Raw genomic sequence first — 17,140 nt, forward strand, 5'->3', positions numbered from 1 at the left:
ACGCAAACGCAAATACGGTAAAGGGTGAAGTATTTGTTACTGGTCTTACTCTTGGCTCTTGGCTCTTGGCTCTTGGCTCTTGGCTCTTGGCTCTTGGCTCTTGGCTCTTGGCTCTTGGCTCTTGGCTCTTGGCTCTTAAAGGTAAGGCGCAAGCGCAAATGTCTTGGTTCTTGGTTCTTGGTTCTTGGTTTTGAACTAAGGGTACGGCGCAAGCGCAAAGCGGCTAAGCTGCTTTTCCCTCCTCCTAGGAGGGCGATGAAAAAGGCGAAGTGGAATGAAAAGGTTGAGTTGGAGAAGCGTAGCGCTCGCTTTTACCCTTGAATTTCCCCCTTATGGGGACAATTGAAGAAATTCAAGGGTAATGGCGATCGGAAACCAAGCTTTTCATGCAACACAGCCTCTTTTTCATCACCCACCTAGAACAATGCGTATTCGTCGTTGATTTTGCGAATAATATAGTTGACCGTCATAATCAGAATGAAGCCGAACAACGATTGGTAAAGACCCGCAGCAGTCGACATCCCAATATCAAACGTAACTTTCAGCGAGCGGTACACATAAGTATCGAGAATGTCCGTCGCATCATACAGCACGCCGTTGTTGCCGATTAATTGGTAGAACAAGTCGAACTGTCCTTTCATTATGCTGCCGAGAGCGAACAGCAGCAGGACGACGAATGTCGTTTTCAGCATGGGAACCGTAATGTACCAGATCCGTTGAAAAATGTTCGCGCCGTCAATTTTGGCCGCTTCATAATATTCATCGCTGATGCCTGTAATAGCAGCTAGATAGATAACCATGCTGTAACCGAGGTTTTTCCATAGATAGAACAAAATAATGAGTGGCACCCACACCCAAGGTGTATTGTATACATCCACCGGCTCGATGCTGAGCTGCTTGAGCAGCGTGTTCAAGAATCCGCTTTCATAGTTGAACAAATTGTACACGATAACGCTCAGGATAACGAACGATACGAAATAAGGCAAAAACATAACCGATTGGGTCAGCTTCTTGAACCATTTTGTTTTTAGCTCGCTTAGCAGAATAGCCAGCGCGATGGCAAGCACATTGCCAAGCCCGATGAAGGCTATATTGTAGCCAATCGTATTTAAGGTCAGTTTAGTTAAAATGCCGGATTGCCATAAAAACTTGAAGTTCTCCAGCCCAACGAATTCACTATTGAATAAGCTCGTATTATAATCGAACCTCGTGAAAGCGTAATAGATGCCGACCATCGGTAAGTATGAATTGATGATGAAAAATAAAATCGTCGGCAGCAGCATGAGAAATAAAATGCGGTTGGTGATCAGCTCGTGAAAAAAACCTCTTCTGGTATTCATGCAGGCTATGTCTCCCCTTTCAGCTTTCAGCTTTGCTTTTTCTTATTTTCATTTGTACGGTGCTAGCTGCAATTGCCCTCATGCTCACTTGCTTAACTTCTTGGCAACTGCTGATGCTGCGTCGTTCGTTGTGCCCTAAGTGTATAGCAGGCTCGAAACGCTCAGCTAGAGCAACATCCGGCAATTAGTGAAAAAAGCTGCGAAAACACAGGTGAACGAATTGCACCTCTATGCATTTTTCAGCTTTTCACAGGCTGTCTACTACCGCTGCAAAGTGAAAAAAACATAGAGAAAAAGCCGCTTTTCCCGGTGTGAACAGGAAAACGGCTCATTTATAATAACCATGCCTATGTCGAGATTTGAAGAATCATGACGCCATATGGTTCGATCGTTACTGCTCCAGATAAGCGTTCACTGGTCAGCAAATCGGTGTATTCAGCTTTTCCCAGCTCAAGCTTGGATTCAAAAGGATTATGATTCAGTACGAAGGTGTAAGCTTCTTCCCCTTTATGACGCTGCGCAAGCTCGACTCCAGAGGCTGCGCGAAGCGGCGCTTTAATTCCCAGCTTCTCGCATAGCGTCTGCACCAGCCCGCTGAGCAGCTTCTGTTCAGGAACCGTCGCCACATAATAGGCTTCGCCTTTCCCATAGCGATTGACGGTTAGCGCTGGCATCCCCGCATAAAAATCAGAGCCATAGCTGCCTATCGCCTCGGCACCTTCTAAATGAAGCAAATCGCATAGCAGCTCACACTCATAGGAGCCCCCTGCTATATGTCCAAAACGCTCGCCCACTTCGATGGTATTGCGCATATCTGGCGTCAAGCTGTCAATTTCCTCGACCCAGACGCCAAGCAGCTTTCTTAAGGCGCCTGGATAGCCGCCCAGCGTGACCAGATCATTTTCATTGACGATACCGCTGAAAAAGGTCGTTATAAACGTGCCGCCGGCCTGCACGAACGCTTCGATTCGCTCGGCTACGCCTGGCTTCAGCATATACATGATGGGAGCGACTACGATCTTGTACTTGGAGAAGTCGCTGAGCGGGCTGATGACGTCCATTTGAATGTTTTGGTCGTAAAAGGCTTTATAATAGCGCTGCGCCTGATCCAAATAGTTCAAGTCCACGCTTGGACCGCTCGTGATCTCAACCGCATTCCAGTTGTCGATATCAAACAGCAGCGCGGCTTCCGCATGTACCGTGGCATCCAGCAGCTTGTCTCCCAGCGCCGCAAGCTCCTGCCCGAGCTGCGTGCATTCACGAAATACGCGCGTATGCTCATGTCCGACATGCTCGATTAGCGCGCCATGATATTTCTCGCAAGCGCCGATCGAGCGGCGCAGCTGGAAGAACATCACCGTGTCGGCGCCATGCGCCACCGCCTGATAGCTCCACAGCCGCATGACGCCCGGACGCTTAAGGCTGTTGTAGGGCTGCCAGTTTTGCTGGCTTGGCGTCTGCTCCATCAGCATGAACGGCTTGCCCTGCTTCAGGCCCCGCATATAATCATGGCGCATCGCCACATTGCCCATCGGCTCATTCATTTGCGGATAGCTGTCCCAGGACACGACATCCATCGCATCGCCCCATTTTTGCAAATCAAGGCCGTTAAACAGCCCCCAAATATTCGTCGTAATCGGCAAATCCGGGGTAATTCGCCTCAGTTCCTCATACTCCCCTTTGTAGCAGTCAAGCATGGAATCGGACATAAAACGTTTATAATCGAGCGCCATCGGCTGAAAATTGCGGTTGTCGCCGTTTAGATTGTTCGGCGGCACAATATCTTCCCAGTCATACACCGTATGGCCCCAGAAGCTCATGTTCCACTCTGCGTTCAAGCGTTCAATTGTCCCAAACTTCGCCTGCAGCCAGACACGGAAGGCTTCCGCGCAATGATTGCAATAGCAATGTGTACCATACTCATTGTTAATATGCCAAATGAGCAGCGCGGGATGCTCTTTATAGCGCTCGGCTAGCTTCGCCGCAAGAGCACGGGAGAAACGGCGGTACGTTTTGCTGTTCGGACAAAAATTAGTACGTGAGCCATGCGTCCGCTTCCGTCCATCTACATCAACAGGCAAAATATCCTCATACTTGCGCGACATCCAAGCAGGCTGAGCAGCCGTCGAGGTGGCAAGGCAGGCGTAAATCCCATTTTCAGCAATGAGATCCAGCAGCTTATCCAGCCATTCAAAGTGATATACGTCCTCGGAAGGCTGCAGCTTCGCCCAGCTAAATACCGGAAGCGTTACGACATTAATGCCCGCCTCCTTAAATAAACGCATATCCTCCTGCCAAATCTCCTCCGGCCATTGATCAGGATTATAGTCACCGCCATACCATATTTTTGGAAGCTTGGAATGAATCATTTTTTCACTTTCCCTTCGACTTATCGATATTGCACTGCGAATTCGAGGAAAAGTCTAAAGGAAAGCAATAGGTTTGTCATCTGAACGTATTGGTTTTGCCAAAAAGTTCACTCCAGTTCGGTTTGTTCACAGCGTTCAAAGCAAGAGCGTTCAATTTTATGCATAGAATACATTGTACGGTTGGCAGAGTGAAGTTTATAATATGAACATAAGATGTGCTAGAGCTCAGGTGAACAAACTGACATATACGGATATAAAAGCAAACGTTAGCCAAATCACGTAGAAACTAAAAAAACGTAAGCGCTTACTAAAAAGAGGGGGGACAGCTATGAAAGTCACCGCATGGAAAAATAACGGGAAGCTCTACAGCAGGTTTCTGCTCAGCATTACATTATGTATCGTATTGACGCTGCTCATCTCGTCCTTCTTCTATTATCTTGCTTATACACGGCTGGATCTGAAGCAAGCCTATTTATCTGATGTCAGCAGTCTGACCCAGACCAGCCAGGAAGTGAACAGCATGACGGAGAGCGCCCAGTCGCTCACCTTCCAGCTGTATCGGACGTTTACGATTTCTAAGCTGCTTTTTTATACGAAGCCTAATATTTATGATGTGACGGCAGCCATGAATGATTTGACCAACTACTTGAGCTCCATGCCGTTTATTGAGTCGATTTATGTATACAATTCAGCCAACAATCAATTTTACATTGCCAATCGTTCCGGGCAAAGCGGGATTTTTACCAAGGAGGAAATTTCCGATAAAGGCATTTTGCAGACGTTAGACGATTACCAGACGTATAAGCCATTTACTCCGATTCCCCGTTCCTATATTCCGGAGGATACGGACAGCCCATTATTGCCTGGCCAGCCTTCTCCCGTGCATCATGTATATACTTATTTAGGCTACGATGCAGTCGGCAAAAGCCAAACGATAAATTCGGCGGTCATCGTCAATATTTCATCGTCGTGGATCAATAAAGATATTGGAACCGTGGCAAGCGAGTCACTCGGTAAATCCTTTATTATCGATGATCGCCAGCGCATGCTTTCGCGTGATACGCTTGCCCCTAAATCGCTGAGCAAGCAGGATAATGACATGCTTTCATCACAAATTTACGGACAGCAGCAGCCGGGCTATGTTGTGGCGCGATTTGACGGTCAAAAATCGCTCATTTCCTATACATCCTCGGATGCGCTCGAATGGCAATATGTTCGTGTCACGCCTTATGGAGAAATCACTGGAAAAGTAAGTGCCATTCGCAATACGACGCTTGCCATTGCCGCCGCCATTCTCGCCATCGGTCTGCTTATTTCCTGGCTGCTGTCACGTTTGCTCTACCGTCCGATTCATCATATTATGGACAAAATGAATATGCTCGAGACCGAACGGCGCAACAGCTCCTATACGGTTAGACAAAATATTTTACGCAACCTGCTGGAAGGCGCGCAGCAATTGCAGACCAAGACCCAGCTCGACAAGCTGGAGCAAAGCGGCATTACGTTTGATTTTACGAACCATTACCGCGTTGTATTAATTAAAATTGATGATTTGGAAGCGCTCAAGGAAACGCGAGGCAATGATTTGCTCGCTTATAAATTCGCGATTATGAACATTAGCTGGGAAATTGGGCTAAAGCATTACCGCGTCGAAACGGTGGATATGAACGAAGACAGCGTTGTGCTGATGCTGGGCCGCCTCGAATCGACGGAACAGCCGGATGATGAGCTACTGCAGACGATGCTGCTGCAAATTCAGCAATCCAGCCTGGAATATTTGCGAATTGGCATTTCTATGACGTACAGCCCGGAGGCGCAACAGCCTCAGCAGCTTGCCTCTCTCTATAAACAGGTGAAGGAGGCTTCGCTTCACCGCTTATTTTATGGGCAGGGCTGCTTGATCTATTCGCAAAATATTATGGAGCTCAAGGCGAAGGAATATAAATTCCCCGTCGATAAGGAGAAGAAGCTGACCGATGCATTGATGGCTTCCAAAAATGTCGATGCGAAGCAGATTTTCGCCTCTATTGTAGAGGAAACGGCTGAATATCCGATTCACGTCGTGCAGCTCGCCATCTCGCATTTAACGATGACGGTCAATACGATTTTGTACACGATTCATAAAAATAACAGCCTCGAGGTCGAAACCGGGCTGAATACGAATACGCCTTCCCTCGATAAATTCGAGACGGTGGAGGAAATGAACGCCTTATTTTTCGCTTTATTTGATGATATTCAAGCAAGGCTGATGGAGAAGCGCACGCTCAAGCAAAGCGATCTCATTCGTAAAATCAATGAGCTGATTGAGCGCGACTTCGCGAGCTCCAATCTATGTTTGAATTGGATCGCCGAGGAGCTGGATATGTCCTCCATCTACATTAGCCGGGTTTACAAGCAGCAGACGCTGACCGCTGTCGTCGACGTCATTAATCAGGTGCGGCTCGAGCATGCTAAGGATTATTTGGAAAATACAGATTGGTCCGTCGTCGATATTGCAGACAAGAGCGGCTATACGAGCAGCTCCTATTTCCATCGCATGTTCAAGAAGAGCTTCGGCGTCACCCCCGCCGACTATCGCAAATCAAGACTCGCCCAGCATGGCTGATCAACATAGGTGAAAACTATAACCTTTATCTCCATTATATATTAGACCAATAAACAGAATTGTCCTATGATGGGTTGTATAGCGCCGAAGGGAGCGAGCAACTTGTCCATCTATGACTTTCAAGTAAAAACGATGACCGGCGAATGGCTGGATTGGTCAGCCTATCAGGGGAAGGTTGTGCTAATTGTTAATACGGCTAGTCAATGCGGTTATTCCAGCCAATTTGCCGCGCTGCAGCAGCTTTACGAAACTCATCACCACCAGGGATTTGAGATATTGGCTTTCCCCTGCAATCAATTTAACGACAAAGAACCAGGCAGCGACGCTGAAGTAAAAGCCTATTGCGAACAAAGCTTTGGCGTCACTTTCCCTCTGCTCAGCAAGTTGGATGTTCGCGGAGAAACCGCTCATCCTTTGTTTCACTATTTGGTGAGCGAAGCTCCATTTCGCGGTTTCGATACGCTAACCCCAAACGGCAAGTGGCTGGATCAATTTTTAAGTGAAAAATACCCTGAGCTCCACGCTGGAGACGGAATCAAGTGGAATTTTTCCAAGTTTCTCCTTGATCGCAGCGGCCAAGTGTCTGGCCGTTTTGAACCGACTGTGCAGCCACTGGAGCTTGAAGCAGCGATACGAGCACTGCTTTAAAAAATAAAAAGCAAGGCGCCTAGCTCGTCCACCCGAGCTAAACGCCTTGCTTTTTCTTAACCCTTTCAGGCCTATCCGTCTATGTACCTTCGTTTTATTACTTTGGAATAAACTGATTAATCCAGCCGCCAAAGCTTTTCGGATTTCTCGTTTGAATCAAGACGACACCTTCGCCGCGGAATCGGCAGACAACGCCTTCGCCACTTGTAATGCTGGACAACCAGCCATTAGCAGCCTTCTCGATCCGGTAATCCATGTAATCAGGCCATGCAACCAGATGTCCGTTATCGATGATAACTTCCTCGCCCGCGGCCAGCTGCACCGCATGAATCGTTCCGTAGGAGGAAAGAAATACCGTTCCTTTACCGCTAATTTCAACAATAAAGAAGCCTTCGCCCGACAAGAAGCCTTTCGCCAGGTTTTGCATCTTCGTGTTAACCTCAATGCCAGGCGTTCCAGCCAAAAAACCGTCCTTCTGCACATACAGCTTGTACGATCCATCAAGCTCAATCGATTCAATATCGCCAATCGCTGCGGAAGCAAGCAGCGCTTCACCTGGACCACGCGTTGCAGACAGCTCTTGAAAGAAAAATTTCTCGCCGCTCAGCATTCGGCCAAGGCCACGCATAATGCCGCCATCTAGCGTACCCTTCAGCTCAAGGTTTGGCGACATCGATACCATTGCACCTGACTCTGCTTTAATCGTCTCGCCGCGCTCCAACTGCACCTTCAATAATGGAAAAGCGCCGCGGTATAAAATTTCATGTCTCATTTCAATTTACTCCTCCGATCATTCGTACTGCCTCTGGGCGTAGGCGGCGTTGCCACCACGCTTTTAGAAAAGCGGCCCGCCCATCATCATGCTGCTAAGAAAATTCAAGGAAGCACCGCGTAAGTTTAGTATGCTCCATTTTTTCTTCAATAGCTGACGCACGCGAAATAACCGTGATTTTATGGTGCCAACAGGAACCTGTGTTTCCTGGCTAATTTCGTCCAGCGACATATCGTAAAAATATCGCTTCACGACCAGCTCGCGATCCTTATCGGACAAGCCCTTCATCACCTCGGACAGCTCTTCAGACAGCTCCTGCTCTAAATACACATGCTCCGGCCCTTTATCCAGGCTCGGCAGCGTTTCCTTGAGCGGCCATTGCGACATAAAATAATCCGGCTCCGCATCCAAAGAAACGCTGCGGCGCGTTTTGCGTTTTCTAAGCGTATCAATGCATAAATTAATCGTAATTTGAAAAATCCAGGTCGTGAAGTTTTTGGAAGGGTCAAACTTATCGATATTCGTCAGCAGGCGAATAAACGTCTCTTGCAGGACATCTTCGCTTTCCTGACGGCTGCCAAGCATCCTATAAGCAGTTGAAAACAGCCTATCATAATAGACCTTTGTAATTTCCGCGAAAACCAACGGGTCCTTCTCTTTGATCCGAACCGCTAACTGGGAAGCATCCATAATTTCTCTCCAAACTTAAATAGGATAATAGACTTTAATATTGGCATTACCGAATTTTGGCGATGTCCTCGCTCGCCCTCTTATACGCCTTCACAAGCTCCTGAATTTGATTAAATTCACTGTCGCCTGGCCCAAGGCCATCCATAAACATTTTCTGAAGCACCGATTTGAAAAGGGTTGTCCGCTCCTCAATGAAGCTGCGCTCCAGCTCCAAAATTTCATCCAGTGTGTGGCTATTGATGAAATCATCCAGCTCGCTCCGCTCGGCGCGGCCGCCGCCCCCATCACCGCCATAACGCTCGCCCCGCAGCCTCTCCGGCTCCGGCATGGGCTCCTCTTCCTCGTAAGAATTCAGATTAACGGAGGAACGTATCGATGATAAAATAATATTTTCTTTCGCCAGCATAATTTGGAACGATTTGTTTTGAAACAAATCACTCATGACGCTGCGACATAAATCACGATTTTTTAGTAAGATGCCATCGAAGGGATGAATGGTCCAATTATCATTCGAATAAAATAAATTAAATATAAATTTCTCGCTGCCAAAAACGTATTCTACGTTTATTGTATGTTCATCCAGCATCTCAAATGAAAAATCCAACATTATCGTTCCCTCCATACGAGCAGCAGGCCCTAAATCTTCCGATAAGTCAATTTTACCAAATGATCCGCCATTACGCTAATATTATATAAAATTCGACTCTATTCTCTTAGCCAAGGTTAAACGGCTGTCGCCGTCCTTTGGCGGCGCGGCACGTTTCAGTCCGAGAAATATAAAGAAAGGATGGCGAAATCATATGCTTTCCTATATTTTAAACATAACCATCCTTATATTTCGCAAATATAACAATGGCCGCATCTTCTTAAATTACAGAAAATACGGCCCTGCCCACGCTTATAATTGGTTATGCTGCTCAATAATTGCCTCTACCCGTTCGCTGCTAGCAACGATAATCAACGTTACAATCAATAAGCCGAGCGTGCCTACTGCAATCAAAGACAACCATCCTCTCATTCCATCGCTTTTGTTAAGCCTATGAATGAGTGGCGCCATCTATGAGTATTGTTGCCTATGCTTTCCTATATTTTAAAATAGAACGAGCCTCCTGCTATTATTAGCTGAGCAGCCTGTCTATTTCGTTTCCACCAGCAGCTCCACTGGTAATGGCCGATTGCAGTTGTCCGCCAGTCTCCAAGCCTAAACGCTTCGACATATTCTGGTTAATTTGCGCCAGCTTCTCCGTATGCGTTTTGCAGGTCGCGATAATGTCGCGGTTGGATTTCTCCGATGTATCGAGCGCTGTAATCAGATCGGCAATCGCCGTATTGACAGCCTCGAGCGACATCGCTGGCTTTTTGAGCAGCTCCGCTGACTTTTCCGTTGACGTTTTGAGCAGCTCTGCATTGCGCTTGAACTGGTCTTCAATCGTGCTGTTTACACTCTCTACTGCATTGGCGATTTTTAACTGATCCTCGATAGCGAGCGTAATCATCGCCGACACCGTAATTAGATTAGACGCTTTATAAATGCTGTTGTTGACCGCATCAATGAGCTTGTCGCTGTTGTCATTGACGATATCCGTCGCGGCAACCGCCTGATTGAACAGCAATATATCCTCTGTCATCGACTGGATGCGGGTGACGACTTTACGCAATCCGCGCTCCAGATACGTTTTGCGCTGCTCATTTTCCGGCTTGGCAATTTCTGTTTCGAATAACTCCTTGAGCTTGTTGCCCATGGCGATCTTCTCTTGCAGCGAATAAATTTCCTCAAGAGAGCTGCGCTTGAGCGTGCGCATATTTACAATGCTCTCTTCAAGGCCATCCTTGCCGTCACGCAGCCCTTGCACAATTGCATCAATATTCGTCCTTACGGACTGATATTTATAAACGTAATTTTTCACAGGCGACTTGCGTATCAGCTTGCCAATGAAGCCAACGTTTTTACTTTGCTGCAAAGATTCGCATTCATTACGCAGCGACAAAATCAGATTCGATACTTGGCTTGACCCGCCCGACATAAGGGTGGCAACCGGACGCTCCAGCTGCTTCAGCGTCGCACCTGCGCGCTCCTGCGTCTTGGCGCCCAGCTTGCCCATCTCGTCCATCAAGCCATCTAGCGACAGCGTATCGGCCTGTGCTACCTTCTGAATAATAACGGCCGCTTCCTGGACGGCCTTCTGCTCGTCTTCTTTTTTCAATTGAATCGTTTGTATGGACACTTAAGTTCCCTCCCCACGGATTTTCAATCTGACACGCCATTAAAACTCCGAGTAGTTATAGCGTTTGTGAATGACCTCCGCCTTGGTTTGCAGCTCCATCAAATCCTTGTGTTCAATCGTTGCAACAATTTCCGAAATTTTAGTATTAATATCCCGCAAACCATTTAACAAAATTCTGCGGTTCTTCGTCTTGGCGTCGCCGCTCAGCCTTAAGAAAGGATTAATGACGCTGTTCAGCTCCTTGAGCACAAGCCGTCTGACCGTATGATTAATTTCATCATTATTCAGTTCAGACAGGAGCGGCAATACCCGATGCAAACGCAGAAAAAGCGAGCAGGATTTCTCTACAATTTCATTGTCCAGCGTATTTTTCTGCCCTTCGGAGATCACCATATCCTCCAGCACTTCCAAATACTCCAGCACCGGCTCAAATATGGGACTAATCGCTGGTGAAGCTGTCCCGCCTCCGCTAGAGGCAGAGGGCTGCACGGCTGCTTCTGGCAGCTGCACAGGCTCAGAAGGACCACGGCCCGGAGACGGAATCGCATCGATAATATTGGTTTTGCGCAGCAGCCGCTTCTCATCGAGCACCACACCAGCGAGCGTAGCTGCGACTGGGATAAGCACCGTTATAAATTCTGGCAGCAGCCAGCTTGTTGCAGCGGCAATGATAAGTCCGATTGCCGCTCCGATAATCGAGCGTTTTTGAATCACTCTCTCACCCTCCAACCTGCTGTGCCACTCGCTTCTATTCGAATGCTGTCATTCGCATCGGCTGCTCAACATGGCTGGCAAGCACGCCATACTCAGGCGTCAGCTTGCCCACCGTTCCACCTAGCGCCAGCTTGACCGCCAAATAAGGAAAGTTGATGCCGCTCAGACAGGAAACATGGAGACCGCCAGACATCCGCGGATTAATCTCCAGAAGCTTGGGCACTCCATTTTTGTATTTCATCTGTATATTATAATTGTAAGGGATTTTGTACGTTTCTGAAACCCTCTGGGCAATTTCCATTAATTCCGGCACATGATCCAGCAGGCGCAGACGTCCGCCCGCTTTACGGCGCGGAACTGCAGCAAGCAGCTCGCCATTTGGCGCAGCTAGGCAATCAATACTGTATTCAAACCCGTCAAGCAGCTCCATTACCATTAAATCGCCAAACTGCGGAACAGTCGATAAGGTGTGGTACACCTCTTCAAACGACAGCGCGCGTGAAACCGAGCCGAACAAATCCGCCAGCTTGTCGCGCTCATTGTCAATGATGCGAAAGCCTTGTCCGCCTTCGCCATCCGTTGGCTTAAAGCAAACGCGGTGCCCTTTTGAAGCCAAATCGTCGTAGGCTGTCTTAAACTGCTCTGCCGTTGAAACGACATGATAATCGGGAATGACCATAATGCCGCTTTCGCTCACCGATTCATAAAACTGATCCTTGACCATCAGCTTGCCGAGCAGCTCCTCATCTTGACAAACGACGACTTTAACGCCTATTTCATCAAAACGCTTGATGCTCTTCACAATATCCAGCATATTCAGCCTTGGAACGAACACATCTATTTTGTGCCTCAAACAGAAATCAATGCAAAAATCAACGTAAGCCTCGCCTTTGACAGAAGGCTCAACCTCCGCCACATCGCAAGCTTGCAGCGACATATGCTTCGGATCGGCATGCGTGCCGTACAGCTCAAAGGCTGCACCATCACTATTATTGCGAATCGCATTCATATAATGATAAGCGACTGAAAACCAGCGATTGAACCATACTTTTGTTACGTTGCTCATACGTTTGCCTTCCTTTCGAATGCCGCTGCTGTCTTAAACTCAGCCATGACGGTCGATACAAAGTCCAAAATTTGCTGCGAAGCCATAATGCCCGAATTCGTTGTAAAGGTGTAAGCCATGTTTCCCGGCTCACGCTGCTCTTGGCGAAACAGCTCGCCGTGTCTTGGAGCAATGGCATGACTTGCCGCATCAAGCAGACACTGGTCGAGCAAGGAATCACCGGAGGCAGCAACGACCGTCGCGCCAAGCTGCTGCTTCAAATGCAAGAGCGCCGCGCTTTTGCTCACCTCATTTGGCACGAGATAAATTTTGCGTCCTTGAACCGATACTTTCCAGCCTAGCGCCGTAATTCGTTCCACAGCACGGCTAACCTGCTCTACTGGCATCCGCTCCCGATCAATGACGTAGGCGTAAAAAAGCTCGTCGCAATAACGCGCGCCGTGAATCCAGTCGCTACTGGCCACCTCATCGAAAATCGCTTGAATTTCCGCGGCTGGAGCCGCGCTAGCCGCAATAAGCTTCTGGATATGCATGCTCCATGCTTCGTCACGCACCCCATTTACCAGAATATTGCCGCCATTGCTTGTGACCGCATACGTTGGTGCTATATGCTCGCGGAACAGCTCAATCCGGTTGTACTGCTCCATCGTCCGGGTCGTCACCGGTATAAAATGAACCTCCCTCGCAATAGCTTGCAGCAGCGGAAGCATTTCAGTCAAAAAATACGACAGCACTTGACCATCTTTCGTTTCTGCGGGCATCACAAGCCCTGAGCCCTCCGCACCATCCAGCCCCATCGATCTCGTGGAATAAATGAGCGTCTGATCAAGATCACTGGCGAAAATCATACAGCTTCCTCCTCGGCGGAAGCAGCAATATCCGCCTTTTTATTTTTCGGTTTAATAATGCCGCAGCAGGAATAAGTCAATTCGGGAAATACTTCTACCGTAACACCGCGATCGCTTGCCAGCAGCAAAATATGCTGGAGCCCCGGGTTGTCCAGACGATCAACGAGAATTTTCCAAGGCACCCGGCGCAGCAGCACCCGTGTCGTCTCCCCCACGCCCGGCTTCACTAAATTAATATCCTCGATGCCGTAAAACTTCTGAATGGCCTTAATATCTTTCAGTCCTTGCCAAGTTGCTACTGCTTTCTCATCCATCAGCTTTACAGCTTCCTGCTTTGCCTGCTGCGATATTTGGCTGAAATAGGCGGATACCGTATCGATAAAATGATTCGATAGGTCATCCTTCATCCATTCCTTATAAAACTTCGCTCCGTGAAAATCATCCGGCCCAATAATATCGCCCCGTAATACCGTGCGGCTCATCAGCCCGGACACAGTGGAATTAAGGCAAGCACTCGGAATGAGGAAATCCTCGCGGGTACCGAATATACTTGAGCTGCAGGCAGGATCGGCAAGTACTGCCAGCTCCGCATCCAGCTCGATCCCATACTTCTGCTTAAAGGTTCGGCAGGCTTCAATCAGCACCTGTGTAATCGCTCCTTTACCCGTCCAGCCGTCGACGAATTGAAGCTTCGCTTCGGGCCCATGCTGCTGCAAAATGTAGAGCAGCGCATTTTCATCAATGCCCTTGCCGCGGATAATAGAGATGCTGTAATGCGGCACATCGAGCCCGCACGTCTCTGCTATGTAGCGCTTCATAAGAATGCCAATTGGCGTGCCCGCTCTCGCTAAAGAAACAAGTACCGTGTGCTTGCCGCTGCGCGCTACTACCTGTTCGGCAACGATGCCAGCAGCAAGTGCTACCCGCTGCGCAGACTCCGTCAATGTCTGGTGAAACAACCGAATGTATTCCGGTGTTGGCTGATATTCGACGGGCAGCATTTCCGAATAATGCACGCCGGATTGGATCGCTTCCTCACGATCCTCCGTACCCCGCTCCAGCTGCACATCACTCAAATCCTTCAATAGAAAAACGACGTCAGAAGGCTTATAACTGCCAAGTGGCTTCGGAGCTCCGATCGGTTTTTGCAACCGTTGTTCAAGCAAGCTTCTGCTCATGCCATTTCCTCCTTATGACTGCCCTTTGATGGACCGCAAATAATGACGTTGATTTGCCCAAATCCGCATGTATGCAGCGCCGACAGTAAAGGAGCAAATCGTTCCTCTGACCAATCGCGCTCTGCAAAAATAAAACAATCATCGTATTGCGAGACACCGACATTATAAAAAAAGTTCCGCACCTGCTCATCTTCCGGTGATGGAAACGCTTGTCCCGACTTAATCGCATAATCTGGCTTGTCAATCGGATGAACCGGGCTTCTCGTCGTTGAATGGAAAAATACACCTTGCCCCAGCTCCGCCGCTATTCGCATCGGTATATACATAAACTCGCCCGTACCCAGACATAATGTGCGCTCGCCCACCCGCATGCTTCTCAGCTGAGCCCCAGTCTCTGCAATGCTTGCATCAAGCGTTCCATTATCGCTAGAGTGAACGCCGAAGCGTCCCGTTCCTGCCACATAAGGCGAAGCATTCACCCCTCCCGCTGAATCAACCGAGCTGTAGGACGCAAGCTCGAACAGCTCGTCCAAATACACTTTATTCAGGCGAGCGCTTGCTGGCGTCTCAGCCTGCGTCTGCACATTGGCCGCTACCTGCTCGGGCGAGCTTCCTTTCGCCTCTATAGCGCCCTTCATTAGCGACAATACTTCAATCGATACGCCAAGCTCCTGTGCGGCTTCCACAAAACGCTGCTCATCCGCTTCTGTTCTCCAATCGAGCAGTGACGCTACTATATATTGTTGACGGGGAAATTGCCTTTGGATATCCCGTATTATATTCAAGGCTGTTTTACCAGTCGTGAGCTCATCATCGACGAGAACGATCGGCTCGTTACCGTTAAAAAAGGCAGCATCCAAGGCGTAGCAGCGATGTGCCACCGCGTGGGAATGCTCCTCTTCAAAGCTAATGAGCGATTCCATCGCCGGAATCTGCTCCCTGGTCGTGTGAAGATAAGTACAACCCGCACCGAACACGCGAAACATGCTGTGACCAAGCGCAGTTGCTGTTTCAGCAAAACCGATGAACAGCGCCTGTTCAGGCAGCTTAAGCTTTGCGTCAATCACTTGATGATAAACCTGCTCAGACCGCTCCGGTTTAGTCAAACCTTCGATGGCAGCATCAAGCAGTTCATTAGCCAAAACATGCTGCTGCTCATCCTGGGCGTACCTTTTATAAAGCAGCAGAGACAAAGCCGCGCCGCTTAGCAGCGAAGTATAAGGATTGACAGGCAGATGCTTGCCCAGCACTTTGCTGACAAACAGAAAGGCCCGCTTCTTGTTCATCCGCGCTGCCATAGCAAACAGCGTATCAGGCGATAATCCGAATGGGTTTGCTGTCACCGTTACCGTAACCTTAAGATCATCTACAATGTTATACGTATGCTTGCTCCTGGCTTGCGAGTAAGGCGATAAAATGTTGTTCTTCATGCAGCACCCCGTATATTTTTGATCTTGCAATGACTCGATTAGCCCAATTCATATGGGGTTTCACTTCATTCATTTTATTGGCATAATCGCTCTTGAGTACGCCGATATAGCCATTATGGCTAGCAATAATGCTTTGCGCATCAATATATTCCTCATACGTAACTGCATAGAGGGATTGCACCGGCCGAATATGCGACGGGTGAATAATGGTTTTGCCAATAATACCGTTTTCCTTGTCCATCATGACCTCGCGCAGCAAACCATCCGTTTCCGGTGCTGCCGAATGCCGCAAAGGCCAGCGCTCTCCTCTTCCAGACAGCTGCTCTGGCTGCAAAGGAAACAGTGAAGGAACTGGCGCCTGCTTGCTGCTTGAGAAATATTCCCATACCGGTCCCGAGATAACATAAGAGGAATCCATTCGTCCAAATATATTGATAATATCCGCCATACAATCGCGAACAGGCAAAATATCGTATATCGTCATCGTTTTGCTGCGACGCAGCCCAAACAAGCTGGAGAAGTCTGTCGCTCCAATACGGACGTTGAGTACATAACGCTGATAACGATCCAGAAGCTGCTTAATCGCCAGCAATTCCTCCATGCGAGACTCTCGATAAATAATAGCAGGCGTCTCGAGTATAGGCAGCCCATAAAGCACGGGTGTCCCCTCGCTCTGCTGAGAGTTAAAAGCCGCAATTTGACTAAAATAGGCTTCACCGTTTGCTGCCGTAAATTTAGGGAAAATAAAGCCGGTAATCAGGCTGATCTTTTCTTCCAGCCGCTCGATAATGCGGGCAAGCTGCTGCGCGCTGCGAATGCGAATGAACAGGAGAGGAAGATGATCACGCGATAACGAGCCTATTTTCAAAAATGAGGATAACCGAAAAATCTGCTGCAGCAGAGATTCCTCTGCCATTTCCACCAAATGGTCGCCAACCGCATCCTCCAGATCAATGACCATCGTCGTCAAACCTTCATGCTTTCGGTTTAAAATATCTTCGGAAATCGTTTGGCGGGTAGCCGGACAATACAAAGCAGCTCCGACGGCATAAGCGAGAAGCTCTCGCTCCGTCGTATGATCGAATGGGGTAGGTGCCGAGAAGAAAACCGCTTCTTCTTCCTCCCAGGTAAAATAATCAAAGTATCGCATTCCGGTTTCCTCCTGATTCATTCCAGTAATCGACACTGTTCCAATTACTCGGCCCCGATCGCCAAATACGCGATCTACTCATAAAAAAAATAATCCCCCCTTTAA

The 17,140-nt window shown here is 48.4% G+C and carries 14 protein-coding genes; 2 read left to right on the plus strand and 12 right to left on the minus strand.

Features of this window, described 5'->3' with window-relative positions; translation table 11 throughout:
- Nucleotides 1–416: 416 nt before the first annotated feature.
- Nucleotides 417–1,340, minus strand: coding sequence for an ABC transporter permease (locus ACSR9A_RS30615; RefSeq protein ID WP_338554937.1), 924 nt, complete (start codon nt 1,338–1,340; stop codon nt 417–419).
- Between the two features lie 347 nt (nt 1,341–1,687).
- Nucleotides 1,688–3,709 carry a beta-galactosidase gene (locus ACSR9A_RS30620; protein ID WP_473762326.1) on the minus strand — a complete coding sequence of 674 codons (2,022 nt, stop codon included), beginning with the start codon at nt 3,707–3,709 and terminating at the stop codon, nt 1,688–1,690.
- 328 nt (nt 3,710–4,037) lie between these two features.
- Between ACSR9A_RS30620 and ACSR9A_RS30625 the strand changes: the two genes are divergently transcribed.
- Nucleotides 4,038–6,314: a helix-turn-helix domain-containing protein gene (locus ACSR9A_RS30625; RefSeq protein ID WP_473762327.1), complete on the plus strand. Its 2,277-nt coding sequence runs from the start codon at nt 4,038–4,040 to the stop codon at nt 6,312–6,314.
- Nucleotides 6,315–6,416: 102 nt separating this feature from the next.
- Complete coding sequence (locus ACSR9A_RS30630; RefSeq protein WP_473762329.1) at nt 6,417–6,962, plus strand: glutathione peroxidase; 546 nt, start codon at nt 6,417–6,419, stop codon at nt 6,960–6,962.
- 97 nt (nt 6,963–7,059) lie between these two features.
- Here the strand turns inward: ACSR9A_RS30630 and ACSR9A_RS30635 are convergent, their stop codons facing one another.
- From ACSR9A_RS30635 to ACSR9A_RS30680, 10 genes are all read right to left on the minus strand, one after another.
- Nucleotides 7,060–7,734: a TIGR00266 family protein gene (locus tag ACSR9A_RS30635; protein WP_099516712.1), complete on the minus strand. Its 675-nt coding sequence runs from the start codon at nt 7,732–7,734 to the stop codon at nt 7,060–7,062.
- Nucleotides 7,735–7,797: 63 nt separating this feature from the next.
- A complete protein-coding gene (locus ACSR9A_RS30640; RefSeq protein WP_473762330.1) occupies nt 7,798–8,424 on the minus strand; it encodes an RNA polymerase sigma factor in 627 nt (208 codons plus the stop codon).
- A gap of 46 nt (nt 8,425–8,470) precedes the next feature.
- The gene (locus ACSR9A_RS30645) at nt 8,471–9,031 is read right to left on the minus strand and encodes a hypothetical protein (protein WP_341281472.1); all 561 of its coding nucleotides are present in this window, start codon (nt 9,029–9,031) and stop codon (nt 8,471–8,473) included.
- A 511-nt stretch (nt 9,032–9,542) separates the two neighbouring features.
- Complete coding sequence (locus ACSR9A_RS30650) at nt 9,543–10,649, minus strand: toxic anion resistance protein (protein ID WP_473762332.1); 1,107 nt, start codon at nt 10,647–10,649, stop codon at nt 9,543–9,545.
- Nucleotides 10,650–10,688: 39 nt separating this feature from the next.
- Nucleotides 10,689–11,360, minus strand: coding sequence for a hypothetical protein (locus ACSR9A_RS30655; RefSeq protein WP_473762390.1), 672 nt, complete (start codon nt 11,358–11,360; stop codon nt 10,689–10,691).
- 37 nt (nt 11,361–11,397) lie between these two features.
- A complete protein-coding gene (locus ACSR9A_RS30660) occupies nt 11,398–12,429 on the minus strand; it encodes an ATP-grasp domain-containing protein (protein ID WP_473762333.1) in 1,032 nt (343 codons plus the stop codon).
- Nucleotides 12,426–13,277 (minus strand): HAD family hydrolase, encoded by an 852-nt coding sequence (locus ACSR9A_RS30665; protein WP_473762334.1) that lies wholly within the window; start codon nt 13,275–13,277, stop codon nt 12,426–12,428. Before ACSR9A_RS30665 ends, ACSR9A_RS30660 begins: the two co-directional genes overlap by 4 nt.
- The gene (locus ACSR9A_RS30670) at nt 13,274–14,455 is read right to left on the minus strand and encodes a cysteine protease StiP family protein (protein WP_473762336.1); all 1,182 of its coding nucleotides are present in this window, start codon (nt 14,453–14,455) and stop codon (nt 13,274–13,276) included. The genes ACSR9A_RS30665 and ACSR9A_RS30670 overlap by 4 nt, the downstream gene beginning before the upstream one ends.
- Entirely contained in the window at nt 14,452–15,885 is a 1,434-nt protein-coding gene (locus ACSR9A_RS30675) for a phosphoribosyltransferase family protein (protein ID WP_473762337.1), read from the minus strand. Before ACSR9A_RS30675 ends, ACSR9A_RS30670 begins: the two co-directional genes overlap by 4 nt.
- Nucleotides 15,830–17,035 (minus strand): HpcH/HpaI aldolase/citrate lyase family protein, encoded by a 1,206-nt coding sequence (locus ACSR9A_RS30680; protein ID WP_473762338.1) that lies wholly within the window; start codon nt 17,033–17,035, stop codon nt 15,830–15,832. Before ACSR9A_RS30680 ends, ACSR9A_RS30675 begins: the two co-directional genes overlap by 56 nt.
- Nucleotides 17,036–17,140: the final 105 nt, after the last annotated feature.

Source organism: Paenibacillus sp. R-74696, from assembly GCF_055814915.1.

Coding starts and splice junctions, on each gene's coding strand:
- ACSR9A_RS30615 (WP_338554937.1), bottom strand. CDS start 1,340: ATGAATACCAGAAGAGGTTTTTTTCACGAGCTGATCACCAACCGCATT.
- ACSR9A_RS30620 (WP_473762326.1), bottom strand. CDS start 3,709: ATGATTCATTCCAAGCTTCCAAAAATATGGTATGGCGGTGACTATAAT.
- ACSR9A_RS30625 (WP_473762327.1), top strand. CDS start 4,038: ATGAAAGTCACCGCATGGAAAAATAACGGGAAGCTCTACAGCAGGTTT.
- ACSR9A_RS30635 (WP_099516712.1), bottom strand. CDS start 7,734: ATGAGACATGAAATTTTATACCGCGGCGCTTTTCCATTATTGAAGGTG.
- ACSR9A_RS30640 (WP_473762330.1), bottom strand. CDS start 8,424: ATGGATGCTTCCCAGTTAGCGGTTCGGATCAAAGAGAAGGACCCGTTG.
- ACSR9A_RS30645 (WP_341281472.1), bottom strand. CDS start 9,031: ATGTTGGATTTTTCATTTGAGATGCTGGATGAACATACAATAAACGTA.
- ACSR9A_RS30660 (WP_473762333.1), bottom strand. CDS start 12,429: ATGAGCAACGTAACAAAAGTATGGTTCAATCGCTGGTTTTCAGTCGCT.
- ACSR9A_RS30665 (WP_473762334.1), bottom strand. CDS start 13,277: ATGATTTTCGCCAGTGATCTTGATCAGACGCTCATTTATTCCACGAGA.
- ACSR9A_RS30670 (WP_473762336.1), bottom strand. CDS start 14,455: ATGAGCAGAAGCTTGCTTGAACAACGGTTGCAAAAACCGATCGGAGCT.
- ACSR9A_RS30675 (WP_473762337.1), bottom strand. CDS start 15,885: ATGAAGAACAACATTTTATCGCCTTACTCGCAAGCCAGGAGCAAGCAT.
- ACSR9A_RS30680 (WP_473762338.1), bottom strand. CDS start 17,035: ATGCGATACTTTGATTATTTTACCTGGGAGGAAGAAGAAGCGGTTTTC.